Below are 12,830 nucleotides of genomic sequence, written 5' to 3' on the forward strand. Positions count from 1 at the left end.
AGGGGCAGCTGCCCCTCCAGGACGCAGACCAGCAACCTCATCCGCTGTAACTCCTTGGGAGTCATCGAAATCATGTCCTTCTTCATGGGGGACATAATCGCTAAGCAGTTACAGGGGACAAAGTCGCTAAGCTAATACACTCGGCAAACCCCTGTACCGCGGCGTCGCGGTAGGATAAACATTCGGGAAACGACAGCGAGGACCATGCCGTGTTCGTGCGACCCGATTTGACTTTGCTGCATGCGCCCACCGTCTTCGACTTCCGGCGGCGGACGGTCTTGTACGGCCCGATCAGCGACGTGGTGCCGTCGATGCCGGTGTTCGAGATGTACCCGGTCGGCTTCACGACCATCGCCGAATACCTGCTGGGCCTCGGTTTCGAGACGCAGGTCGTCAACCTGGCCGTCAACATGCTGGCCTCGAACCGCTACGACCCCGAGGCCGTCATCCGCAAGTTGCGCCCGCGCCTCGCCTTCGGGGTCGATCTGCACTGGTTGCCGCACGCCCACGGCGCGGTCGAGGTCGCCGCCCTGGCGAAGCAGCATCATCCCGCGACGCCGGTGATCGTCGGCGGCTGGGCGGCCACGTATTTTCACCGCGAGCTGATCGAGCGCGACTGTTTCGATTTCGTTTTTCGCGGCGATTCGACGGAGATCCCCGTCGGCCAGTTGATGCGCGCCCTGGCCGACCGGGATTTGTCGCGCGAACGCCTGGCCGCGATTCCCAACCTGACGTGGAAGGACGGCGCGGGAAACGTGCACGTCAACGAACTGACCAACGTGCCCGCGTTGCTCGACCGCTGGGGCAACAACTACCTGAACATGTTCAAGATGAGCCTGAAATACGGCTCGATCGCCGCGCAGATTCCTTTTCATGACTGGTGGCATTACCCGATCACGGCGGTGATGACCTGCAAGGGTTGCACGCAGAATTGCGCCATCTGCGGCGGCGCCGGGGCGGCGGTGCGCGACTACGCCGGCCGCGAAAAAACCGCGTTCCGCCCGGCGGAGTTGATCGTCCGCGACATCGCGCGCCTGACCCGCTACACCAATGGCCCGGTGTTTCTGATCGGCGACCTCAATCAGGCCGGGACCGCGTACGCCGACACCGTTCTGCAGGGCTTGCGCCGCCACCGCGTGCGCAACAACGTCATCCTCGAATTGTTCGACGCCGCGCCGCCCGACTATTTCCAGCGCGTCGCCGACGCGGTGCCGCACTTCAACTTCGAAATGAGCCCCGAAACGCACGACGAGGCCGTGCGCCGGCGCGGCGGCAAGCGTTACGGCAACCGGGACGTGATCGCCGCGGTGGACGGCGCGTTGCGGCACGGCGCGGGCAAGTTCGACCTGTACTTCATGATCGGCCTGACGGGCCAGACGCGGCAGTCGGTGCTCGACACCGTGGATTGGGCGGCCGAGCTGCTCGACCGGTTCGACGAGCGGCTGGCGGTGTTCATCAGCCCGCTGGCGCCATTTCTCGATCCGGGCTCGCTGGCCTACGAGCACCCGGAGGCCTACGGTTACAAGATCCTGTTCCGCGATTTCGAAAGCTATCGGCAGGCGATCGCCGCGCCGACGTGGAAGCAGTGCCTGAACTACGAGACGAACTGGCTGACGCGCGACGAGCTGGTGGACGTCACCTACGAGGCCGGCCGCCGCCTCAACCAGGCCAAGTACGACCGCGGCCGCATCGACCTGAAAACCTACCGGCACGTCGACGGCCGCATCGGGCGGGCGATCGACCTGATGGCGCGGTTCGACCGGATTCTCGCCACCGGTGATCCGGCCTACATCGCCCGCGAGTGCGCCGCCCTGAAAAGCGAAGCCGATCAGGCCAGCAGCGACACGGTCAACGCCCCGCACGAAATCAAATGGCGCGTGCTGGGCAACAATTTCAATTACCTGAATATCATTCGCGACTTGGTGAAAGGCCCGGCGGACTGAACGGATCCGGCCTCACGCGCCGCAGCCATTGCCGCCGAGTTGGATGATTTCGCCGCGACGATAACGGGCGATTTCGTATCCCATGCCTTCGTAATAGCCGGTTTTCAGCAGCAGCTCGACGCGGCCGTCGCCGTCGATATCGCCGAGGCCGGCAAGTTCGTCGTAGCCGCTACGCAGGTAGTAATCGCGAAATTCGGCGCTTTTTTCGCCGACGGCGTTGAGGATGACCGACGCCACCCGGGCGTTTTCGTCGTCGGTGGTGAACACGCCGAGGAACATCAGCACCTTTTCCGGATGGTCGTCCAGCGCGTTTTCCGGTTTTCCCTGGCGGGCCTGCACCAGCCATTCCTTTTTGCCGTCGCCGTCGAGGTCGGTTTGCGTCAACCGCTCAACGCGGATATTTTCAAAATCGATTTTTTTCGCTTGCTTCACGTGGGCGCGGAGCAGGGAAGCGAATTTTTTCAATTGCTTGGCATCCTTGATCAACTCCGCCGTTTTTTCCGTTTTCACGACTTGGCCGCGAATGCTCCACAATTCCATTCCCGACGGCTCGCAGATGTCGGCGCTCGCCTGGTCGATTTGAACGGTCTCGAAACCGAGCGATTTTTGATCCAGGTACGGCCGAATCAGCGTTCCCTTCGCCTGCGCTTGTTTTTTGCACGTCTCGTATGAAAGCGTAGAGTCGCCGCCGACGGCCAGACAAAACCAGAGGCTGTTCCGGTCGCCGAACAGCGTGATGCCGCGCTTCAGCAGCGATTTTTTTACCGCGTGTTTGGCGTAGCATTGCAGGCCGTTTTTTTCGAGCTTGGCGGTCGCCTGCAGCGCGTCCTCTTTTTCCGGGTAAGGCCCGGCCGCGACGACTTTCAGGTGCGGCGTCAGGTACTCCCAATCGTCGGTGTCGATCAGCCGGCCCTGGTTTTTCATTAGTCGGTCGATTTTTTTCAGCCGCGCCTCGTTGTCGGCGTCCTTGTCGGCCTGACCGCAAATCACCAACCAGCCATCGTCACGGCTTGGTTTGCTCTCTTTGGATGTACCGGAAGCGATGAACGAAAGGCACAGGAGCAGGCAAAGCGTCGCGATTTTCCATTTTTTCATCGGTCGGTCCTCTTGATCGAATCGTACCGCCGCTTGTTTCCCCGAATCAATGTCCGGTGTTTTTCGCCGTAAAAAATACGGATCGCTTTCCTTGCCATTACTCAATAAAGCCTTAACTTGTACCTTGTTCATCTTGTGCGATCCGCCGACCTCGAAGAGCCAGCGTCAGCCTAACCAAAGGGGGGGAACCATGAGTAACATTCGTACCACGGAAAGGGGCGCCACCGATACGGGAATGGTATTGACCGCCATCGAACCGGGCAAGCACATCTTGCCCAATCTGCCCTACGATTACAACGCGTTGGAGCCGTTCATCGACGCCGAAACGATGAATCTGCACCACACCAAACACCAGCAAGCGTATGTCGACGGACTCAACAAGGTCGAGTTGGCCTTGGTTGAGGCGCGCCATACCAACAATTTTTCGACCATCGCCGCGCTGGAACGCCAATTGGCTTTCCATGCGAGCGGCAAAACGAATCACACCATCTTCTTCAACAACCTGCGGCCCCATTCGATCGCCAAGATCGAACCGGAGGGCGAACTGGCGGTGCGCCTTCAACTCGATTTCGGCAATATCGACACATTCAAGGCGCAGTTCACCCACGTCGCGATGAATATCGAAGGCAACGGTTGGGGTGCTCTGGTGTACGATTCAAATATCGGCCGGCTCTACACCCTGACCATCCTCAACCACCAAAATCTGTCGATTCTGGGCGCGATTCCGCTGCTGCTCATCGATATGTGGGAGCATGCGTACTACCTGAAATTCCAGAATCGCCGGTCCGATTACGTCAAATCGTGGTGGAACGTCGTGGACTGGAATGACGTCGAAAAACGGTTTGAAAAGTTCGTCCGCTGCAATATCTGATCGAGCTGTCGTTGTTCCCCCACGGCTTCCCGGCCTAACCCCTATCATCCTCCTGGGCCGGGAGGCTTTTTTTATCCATATTGTCTCACTAATTTCGGAAAATCGAGATTTTATCTAATTTATTCAGTTAGTTATAATTGTCTAACAGGGCTTGTCAGGCTGCGATTCGATCTTATGTTGACGGTTAAAAGGCGCCGCTCGATCGGGCTCGATCCAGAACGGGCGCCGAGTTCACTTGGAAGCACCAAAAGAGGAGAATTGCCATGAGCATCACCAGAACCACCGAACGGGACGAGACTTCCCGTCTGGTCTTTTTACCGACCGAACCGGGCAAACATACCTTGCCCATCTTGCCGTACGATTACGCTGCCCTGGAGCCGTTCATCGACGCCGAAACGATGAAGTTGCATCACACCAAGCACCAGCAGGCCTACGTCGACGGTCTCAACAAGGCGGAGTTGGCGCTGAAGGAAGCGCGCCAGACCGGCAATTTCAGCGCCATCGCCGCGCTCGAACGGCAACTGGCCTTTCACGGCAGCGGTCACGCGAACCACCTCGTGTTCTTCAACAACCTGCGGCCCAAGGAGATCGCCAAAACCGAGCCCGAAGGAGAACTCGCGGCGCGAATTCAACTGGATTTCGGCGATTTCGGGAAATTCAAAGACCAGTTCACCAATGCCGCCCTGACGGTCGAAGGCAGCGGCTGGGGCGCGCTCGTCTACGATCCGACTTTCGGCCGGCTCTACACCATGGGGTTCCTGAACCACCAGAACCTGAACATTCCGGGCGCGATTCCGTTGTTGCTGGTCGACGTGTGGGAACACGCCTATTACCTGAAATACCAGAACCGCCGCGCCGATTACCTCAAAGCCTGGTGGAACGTGGTGGACTGGAAGGACGTCGAACAGCGGTTCGAGAAGTTCTTCCGCTGCACGATCTGAACGAGGTGAAAAAAAGGCACGGAACGGTTTTCACCGATCCCGTGCCTTTTTGGAATCTCGAGTCGTATCCGTCTTGGCGGAACCGATCAGAGGTTCCTGAAGCTTACCAGCGACGGCCGCCGCCGCCACCGCCGTCACGGCGGGGCTTATCCTGCGCGACGTTGACCTTCAGGGTCCGGCCGTCGAGAATCTTGCCGTCCATCGACAGCGCGGCTTTCGCGGCTTCTTCGTCGGCGAAGGTCACGAAACCAAAGCCACGGCTGCGACCGGTATCACGGTCGGAGATGACTTGGGCCGCTTCGATCGTCCCGAAGGAAGCGAAGGCTTTTTCCAAACCGGCATTGGTGGTGTCCCAGGACAGGCCGCCTACGTAAAGTTTGTTCTGCATCGTATCTTTTCCTTTCAACATGGATGAACTGGTTTCGGGACCATTCCCGAACTGGCGAAGAGCATGAATCCGGTGGTTGTTGTCAGGGATTGAACGAAGAGAACACGACCGTTATTCCAAGCCATCACCATAAACCGGGCACAACCTAGTACGAATCGAAACGGAAATCAATGCGGGGTGAAAAAATTTTTTTCCGGTGAAAAACGGAGCTTTTTTGAACCGAAACGGGCCCTTGGCCACGATCACCGGCCGGCGAGATTCAGTTCGACGCGGTTGTCGACCAGACGCAGATCGCCGCCGCCCTTGGCCTCGCCGATCCATTTTTCCAGAAAACGACGGGCGCGCGCCGGCGGCAGCAAGCGGGTCTGCCAGCGCACCTGCAGATTGCGATTCTGGGTGAACAGCGGGTGCAGAATCACCTTCGTTAGTTTTCGGCCGGTAATTTCCATTTCGGCCAGGAGCGCCTCGGCCGCCTGGTCGTTGCCGGTGCCGAAGGCGCAATTGCCGACCGAATAGATCAGCGGTTTTCCCCGGTAGGTTTCCATGGCCTGCGGCATGTGCGGTCCGTGGCCGATCACGATGTCGGCGCCGCTGTCGAGCGCCAATCGCCCGGTCGCGGTTTGTTTGTCGTCGATCTGGGCGACGTAATTCTCGCCCCAGTGAAAAGTGACGATCAACACGTCGACCAGCGGGCGCAAACCGGCGACCAGGCCGCGCACGTTGGCTTTATTGGCCGGCGCGGTGCCGCGCGAGGGGTCGAAAACCGACTTGTAGCCGAACAAGCCGATCAACCCGATCTTGGTGTCGCCGATTTCGACGATCAACGGCCGCAACGCATCTTCCGACGTGAGGCCGCCGCCGAAATGGTAAATGCCCGCGCGATCGAGATTGGCCAACATCGCCTTTTCGCCGGCGGCGCCGCAATCCATGAAGTGGTTGTTGGCGAGATTGACGAACCGTACGCCGTTGCCGGTCAGGCCGGTCAGCGCGGCCGGCTTCATGTAATAGGCGTATTTTTTCAGCGGGTCGCGCTGGCAATGGGCGACGACCGGCACTTCCAGGTTCACCGCGACGACATCGGCGCGGGCGAAGAGCGGCTGCAGGCTCGCCAGCGGGTATTCCCAGCCGTATTTGAGCAGGTAGGGAAGCGCCAGGTCGTCGAGCATCGTGTCGCCGCCGAACATGACGCGCACCGTCGCGGGGTCCTTGGGTTCCTGGCGAATCCGCAGCGGGTCGGGCATTGGCGTGGCGTCGTCGTCGCAGGCCGCTACGCACAGCACCAGGGCCAGGGCCAGCAGACAAACGAGGCGGGAGCGTGGCATCGTCATGGATCCCGGCTCACTTGAACTGGACGAGCCGGATGTTGACCTTTTGCACCAGCTCCAATTTCGGGTTCACCCGCAGTTCCCAGGTGCCCAGATCGTCGTTGAAGGCCGTGAGCACCGCGGCCGGCAAGTTCGCGTCGAAACTCAAATGCGGTTGTTGCAGCGGCAGGGTGGCGGCGGTGTCGATCTGGTCGCACAGCCATTTCGCCACCCACTTTTGGATTTCGTCGGTGTTGGTTTCGGTCAGCGCCTCGAGGCCCCAATAAACGAGATACCAAAGGTATTGCTCGGGGCTCTGATAAATCTGCTCCTGGTGCGCCGTGAAATATTGCTCGGGGGTCGACGACTCGGGCACCGGGCTTTCCAGCGCGGCCTGCAATCGCGTCAAACCGCTGTGAATGGCGAACAGGTTCAAGGTTTCGCCGCGGGCGCGGTAGTAGATGATGGCCATGCGCGACAGTTCGATTTCCTGATCCCAGGGGGCGATCAGTTGGAAAGCCGGCTGATCGAGCTGGTAGTAATCGGCGGAGGCGCGAAACAGCTCGCGGGTCAGGCCGAACCAATAGACCAGGCGGGCGTAAAAAGTGGCGCCGTCGGCGACGCTGCCGAAGGTGTTGATGAAGAGCTGTTTCGAGGAATCGGACAGGTAATCCCACTGCGTCCAGAGAATCTGATGCGTTTCGATCTCGCCGCGGCAGGGACCGCTGTTGTCGATTCCGGAATCGTCGTCGCCCTGGCTGTCGTCATTGTCGTCGTCGGGGTGGTCGTCGTCGCCCGAATTGTCGTCGTCGTCGTCCCCGATCGGTTGATTGTTGTCGTCGTCGTTGTCGTTCAGGGTGTCGCGGCCGTCGTCGGGATCCTCATCGTCGCTGCAGGCCCAGAAACCGGCGAGCAGCAGGCCGATTACCAGCAGCGTCAGCAGCATTGACCGGCGTTTCATGAGCGTCCTCCTTTCCGAAAGTCAGGAATGATCCGCGCCCTCTTGCCGGGCGGAACGCGGCGCGGCGATCAACCGCAGCCGCCGTCGTCATCATCCCCGGAGTCGTCGTCGCCCGACCCGGAGGAGTCGTCATCGTCGTCGATGGAGTCGTCGTCGCCCGCGTCGTCATCGGCATTGTCGTCATCATCGTCCGCGGCGTCGTCATCGCCGGCGTCGTCATCGGCGTTGTCGTCATCGTCGTCCGCGGCGGTATCGTCGTCGGTCGGGGCGCAGGCCGGGTCTTCGCCGTCGGTCAGGCCGTCGCAGTTGTTGTCCACTCCGTCGTCGCAGATTTCCGCGGCGTCCGGGTTCACGGCGGCGTCGGTGTCCTGGCAGTCATTGCCGTCCTGGCAATAGACGGAGACGAAGCCGTCGCCGTCGTTGTCGCAATTCAGGCGCATCGGGGTCTGCGGATCGCCGAAGAGCATCAGGGTGTACCAGGCCCAGCGCATCATGTTGGTGGGCGACAACAGGCCGATGCAGTCCTCCTTGGCCTTGTCCATCGCCGCGCCGATGTTCGGGATGCCTTCGTTGAAGAACGCGTCGGCCAACTCCCAGTCGTAGACGTTGCTCGGGCCGTCCACCCGGCCGCGCAGATAGAAGCCGTAGCGCGTGTTCATGAAGTAGGCGAAGGCGCCGTGTTGCTGCTTGGCGGTGAACTGCTCGGCCATCGAGTCGACGTAACTCAGGTAGCCGTCCACGTCCCGGCCGTCGACGCTGCCCGAATAGCAGCCCTGCGAGAAACCGAGGAAATAGCGCGTGTTGGTCAGCTCCGTCACCGTGGACGGATCGAACAACATGTTGTAGGTCACGTTGGCGTGGCCGATGTGGTTGAGCCACTGCACCTGGTCGCCGTTCATCGAGGCCAGCAGGCTGTTGAAGTTCAGCGTGCCGTCGCGGTCGTAGCGCGTCGTCAGCGGGATGGTCTGGTCGCCGCAGTATTCGTAGACCTTGTCCTTCAGGTCGCCGCCCTGGGTCGCTTCGTCGGCGTATTCGCCCACGAACAGCAGGTTCCAGGGCATCTCGAAATCGTTTTCGAAGGCCACGGTCTTGCCTGCCATGATGCGCGCTTCCCAGAGCTCGTCCACCGCGAAGCGGCCCACGTGCACGTCGTACAGCAGGTCGACGTCGCCCCCGCCCGGGCCGTCGTTGGTCTCGCCGAAGTAGGAATCGCCGTCCTCGTTGTACGAGCCGTCGAGGCATCCGTAGTAAAGGTCGGACGCCATGCTCTCGTCGGTGTAGGTCGAGCCGTCGTCGGGGTCGGTGCCGGTCACGTACAGCGGCTGCAGATTGATCTCTTCCGACCCGAGATCGGCGTCGCCGACCAAAAGCACCCATTGCACGCCGTCGGCGTAACGTTGAATGAGGTAATTGCGCACCCGCGCCTGCTTGGTCGCGCCGGTCATCGTGGTCAGCACCGTGTCGTAATCGACCAGTTCGCAGCGCAGGCCGAACAACTCGGTTTTATGGGTCAGCAGGTCGGTCAGGGCGTCGAAGAATTTTGCCGGCGCGATCACCAGGTAATCGACCGGGTCGCCCTTCGGCGCGGCGGTCGCGCGGTACCCGGCCAGGACCGCGGGGTTGTCGACGCGCTGGCGCAGTTCGCGCCAATCGGCCGGCAAACCGCGGAAAGGCAGCACGCCGGGCAGGGGTTGCAACCGCGGCCGGGTGACGACGCGCACCGTCATTTCGGGCGTGAAGACGAATCGCCGGGCCGCGGGCAGATACCGCACCGGATACAGCTTGACGGGCAGGATCGCCGCGCCGCGCTTGTACTGCACCGACAGCGCGGCGAAGGATTGCGCCGGGAAGGGTTCGTAGCCTTGATAGATCGCCGGATTGGGCCGCGCCGCGGGGCCTTCGTCGGGCGCCGAGTAGGGAAGGAAATGCGGCCCCCAGGCGGCCAGCCCGTCGGCTAGCGCTCCGGATTTCGGGGTGTCGAGGCTCACCGACACCACCTCGTGATTTTGCGGCAGCGCCAGCCACGCGGTTTGCACCGGAACGATCGGCTCGCCCGGCGCCAGGGATTGCGGCAGGCCGGCGATGGCCGGCTCGACGGCGCCCCCCGCCCGCACCGCCAGGGTCGGAGTGGCGAAGTGATAGGTCGAAACGATTTCATCGGCCAGGGCCGGAACGGCCAGAAATGCCAGCAACAAGGTGAGCGACAAAACGCGGCGCATGGAGTCTCCTTTTCAACCCGATCGCTGCATTATTTTATCGGCGGATGGGATTTCGTCAAATTGGCGATGTCGGCGTCTGATTATTCAATGCGGATCGGACGGGCCAGGGGTTGCCGCCGCCAATTTCGGCCCGGCCGATGAAATTTTACGTTTTCTTCCAAAAAATGGTATCATTGGTTCGATTGGATGCGAGCGATGCGACAAAAAATCTACCATTTTTGTCTGATGTTTCTTTTCGCGGCCGGGTTGCTGGCCTGCAACGACCCGGTACAACCGTCGCGCGCTTACCTTCCCACCGAAAACAACGAGCCGGCCGCGCTGGAAAAGGCTTTTCGACCCGCCGGCAGCCGGCCGATCATCAACGTCGAGGTCGAGGACGGCAACACGTTTCTCGTTCCCCAACCGAAAGTGCCGACCTGGTCGGGCGACTTGTGGCCGCAGGCCTGGGCCGACGACGGTTACGTTTACGCCGCCAACGGCGACGGCTTCGGGTTCGGTTGGGTGATCGCCGACATGAAGGTCAGCCGGCTGGTCGGCGCGCCGCCCGACCTGTACGGCGAACCGATCCCCGGTGCCTGGGGCCGGCGGCTGGGCGAAATCTGGTCCAACGAACCACCGCATTACAACCGCAAGCCGACCGGCCTGATCTGCGTGAAGGGCGTGTTGTACCTCTTCTACCAAAACCTGAAAGACACCCGGTCGGACGACCCGTTCACCGAGGCGCCCACCGCGTCTGTCTCGTGGTCCGACGACCACGGGAGCACCTGGCAATGGAACCCGGGCGCGCCGCTGTTCGCCGATTACCAGTTCACCACCGGATTCTTTCTGGACGACGGTCAATGCCGGCAATACGCGCGGGACGAATTCGTCTACGTTTACGGCATCGATTACAACTGGCGCGGCACGGAGGATTTCCGCTCGACGCGGCTTTACCTGGCGCGGGTGCCGGAGGACGCGATCCCCGACCGCGACCGCTGGGAATTTTACGCCGGCCGGCGCCTGAACGGGAAACCGCGCTGGACCGCCGACCTCGCCGCCAAGCGGCCGGTGCTGATCGACAACGCCGATTACCACGGCTACGGCGGCGTTTCGCAGGGCAGCGTGGTCTTTATCCCGGCCCTGCGGCGGTACCTGTACGCGACGTGGTCGTGGACGGCCTGGATTTTCTGGGAAGCGCCCGAGCCGTGGGGCCCCTGGACCCGCGTCGGCGTGAAGTCGTGGGGCGAGCGCGAATGGGACGCGGCTTACCACGGCGGCTATCCGACGATCGTGCCCTCGAAATTCCTCGCCGCCGACGGGCTGAGCGGCTGGATCGTCTCGTCGATCAACACGACCTTCGACAACTATTTCTATCGCTATTGCATGCGCCGCATCCGCCTCGAAGCGGCTGGCGACGAATAATCAGGGAATCATGAAGAAACGCCAATGGAGAAGACATTTTCCGTCTTGGATTTGTTCGGGTTCCTTCGGCGGATTTATGGGAACAGCGGATGGAGGCTGCTTTTTTTGTGAGGAATCGTGAGGAAGTAATTTCTATCTGCTGTCCGCGGAAATCGGCATCCCGGGCAATCCAAAAAAGTTTTTTTATTGTTTAGTTATTGACAACAATATCTATTTTTTATATAAAATTGAATTGACATTTTTCCTTGATAGTATTCGGATATGCCGTTGGCAATGGTTTGGAGAAACGGAATGAGGTCTATTTCATTTCGAGTATTGTTTTTCCACACCGAAGTTGGCGTATTGCATCTTTTTTTCTCGGGGAGAAATTCAACATGAAAAAGTTGATTCTCTTTTTCGCAACGATATGGCTTTGCCTGCCATTGTTTTCTTGCGGCAACGGGCAGTCGCCGCCGGCGGCACAAACAGCCAAACCGGATGCCGGCATGGCGGTCGCGGAAAAGTCGACACCGGCGAACCAACCGGAAGAGGACGATCCGCCGCTCAATCGGCATCCGAAAATTTATAATGAAAAACAGAATAATTTTTAACGGCGGACTGACGGAATTGGACATTCGTGAGAACGACTATACCGCCGAGCAGATCGCGAAGATCAAGCGCGATTTTCGACTGGAAAAGATCTCGAGTCCCCGGTCCCACGGCGAAAAAATCGACCTGGGTGATAATCTGTTGGCTGTTCAGGGGATCGTTTTTTCGGGAGTGATTACCGTAGCGGTGGAGGAAGATCTACTGTTTATCAACGAGTTCAAGTTCGATCTCATTAATGGCCCAATGATACCGCGGTCCAAAGCCGCACTGGATCACTTCAACCAACGGTTCGCTCAGGAGGATCCGAAATGCAGAAAAATAAACGACGAAACAGAAAAAAAGTTGGAAATGATAACAAAAGATGCTTTTTCCAATAATCTCGCGGTGGAACAGAAGAATAAAGAAATCCAAAAAAAGCTTGAAGGTTTATCTTTGCAAAAGGTCAAGGTTAGCGGCGGTCATGGTGTGGCAAGGGTATGTTATGAGAATCTACCTTGTGAAAAATATAATTGTATTCGCTATCTGGAACGAAGTGATCACGATACCTCCGATTTACATAATTCCAATCCCGACGATCTGAATTATCGGGATAAAAACATGGACTTCAATCATCGAACGTTAATCGATAGAATAAATAATTTGAGATTATGGCTAAAAAATACGAATGGCAATCCTCGGGTCATTAGTATGAATCGTGAAGGTTCCTTGGGTTGCCCGCTATCCGAAGGAATAGAGTTAATCAAAATCAAAATGCAGATTTTTAACGCTCATGAAAAAATTGACAAAAATTTACTGCTTGAATTAAATGTCAATGCTCTCTCTTGTTTGGGCGCCTTATCAAATATCTATGCTTTCGCCAATTCAGAGGAATTTCTCTCCTCGGCCAAAAAGGCATTGGAGGGAATGAAATAATGAAATATTTTATTTAAGTATTAATCCTTTTCTTATCGTCTTCATTTATTTGCTTTGCTGATACTCAGATAACGTACAATTTCTTTCGCACTTTGGGATATTGAAAGAGTCCTCGAATCGGTTGAAGGTTGAGTCATCACCAAACAACCCAATGACCGAAGGAGGACTCTATGGAGACGAGGGTATCGAAAGCGGGAACCGAACGTC

At 58.7% G+C, this 12,830-nt stretch carries 11 protein-coding genes; 5 read left to right on the forward strand and 6 right to left on the reverse strand.

Annotation, left to right across the window (positions count from 1 at the left end):
* The first annotated feature begins 209 nt into the window (after positions 1–209).
* The gene (locus GX444_11470) at positions 210–1,943 is read left to right on the forward strand and encodes a TIGR04190 family B12-binding domain/radical SAM domain protein (protein ID NLH49207.1); all 1,734 of its coding nucleotides are present in this window, start codon (positions 210–212) and stop codon (positions 1,941–1,943) included.
* Between the two features lie 12 nt (positions 1,944–1,955).
* Here GX444_11470 and GX444_11475 read toward each other — a convergent pair whose 3' ends face one another.
* Positions 1,956–3,038, reverse strand: a complete 1,083-nt coding sequence (locus GX444_11475; protein ID NLH49208.1) for a hypothetical protein — start codon at positions 3,036–3,038, stop codon at positions 1,956–1,958.
* A 235-nt stretch (positions 3,039–3,273) separates the two neighbouring features.
* Here GX444_11475 and GX444_11480 point away from each other — a divergent pair, with 235 nt between their 5' ends.
* Both GX444_11480 and GX444_11485 read left to right on the forward strand, forming a co-directional pair.
* Positions 3,274–3,909, forward strand: coding sequence for a superoxide dismutase (locus GX444_11480; protein NLH49209.1), 636 nt, complete (start codon positions 3,274–3,276; stop codon positions 3,907–3,909).
* 263 nt (positions 3,910–4,172) lie between these two features.
* Complete coding sequence (locus tag GX444_11485) at positions 4,173–4,850, forward strand: superoxide dismutase (GenBank protein NLH49210.1); 678 nt, start codon at positions 4,173–4,175, stop codon at positions 4,848–4,850.
* Positions 4,851–4,953: 103 nt separating this feature from the next.
* Here GX444_11485 and GX444_11490 read toward each other — a convergent pair whose 3' ends face one another.
* From GX444_11490 to GX444_11505, 4 genes are all read right to left on the reverse strand, one after another.
* Positions 4,954–5,238 carry an RNA-binding protein gene (locus GX444_11490; protein NLH49211.1) on the reverse strand — a complete coding sequence of 95 codons (285 nt, stop codon included), beginning with the start codon at positions 5,236–5,238 and terminating at the stop codon, positions 4,954–4,956.
* Between the two features lie 242 nt (positions 5,239–5,480).
* Complete coding sequence (locus GX444_11495) at positions 5,481–6,560, reverse strand: CapA family protein (GenBank protein ID NLH49212.1); 1,080 nt, start codon at positions 6,558–6,560, stop codon at positions 5,481–5,483.
* Positions 6,561–6,576: 16 nt separating this feature from the next.
* On the reverse strand, positions 6,577–7,503 hold the full coding sequence (locus tag GX444_11500; GenBank protein ID NLH49213.1) for a hypothetical protein: 927 nt from the start codon (positions 7,501–7,503) through the stop codon (positions 6,577–6,579).
* A 68-nt stretch (positions 7,504–7,571) separates the two neighbouring features.
* Positions 7,572–9,722 carry a hypothetical protein gene (locus tag GX444_11505; GenBank protein NLH49214.1) on the reverse strand — a complete coding sequence of 717 codons (2,151 nt, stop codon included), beginning with the start codon at positions 9,720–9,722 and terminating at the stop codon, positions 7,572–7,574.
* Positions 9,723–9,917: 195 nt separating this feature from the next.
* On the opposite strand from GX444_11505, the gene GX444_11510 reads away from it, so the two are divergent.
* Positions 9,918–11,123, forward strand: coding sequence for a DUF4185 domain-containing protein (locus tag GX444_11510; protein ID NLH49215.1), 1,206 nt, complete (start codon positions 9,918–9,920; stop codon positions 11,121–11,123).
* A 298-nt stretch (positions 11,124–11,421) separates the two neighbouring features.
* Here GX444_11510 and GX444_11515 read toward each other — a convergent pair whose 3' ends face one another.
* A complete protein-coding gene (locus GX444_11515) occupies positions 11,422–11,670 on the reverse strand; it encodes a hypothetical protein (protein ID NLH49216.1) in 249 nt (82 codons plus the stop codon).
* 20 nt (positions 11,671–11,690) lie between these two features.
* Here GX444_11515 and GX444_11520 point away from each other — a divergent pair, with 20 nt between their 5' ends.
* Entirely contained in the window at positions 11,691–12,623 is a 933-nt protein-coding gene (locus GX444_11520) for a hypothetical protein (protein NLH49217.1), read from the forward strand.
* Positions 12,624–12,830: the final 207 nt, after the last annotated feature.

The sequence above is a fragment of the Myxococcales bacterium genome (assembly GCA_012517325.1).
Taxonomy (GTDB): Bacteria; Lernaellota; Lernaellaia; order Lernaellales; family Lernaellaceae; genus JAAYVF01.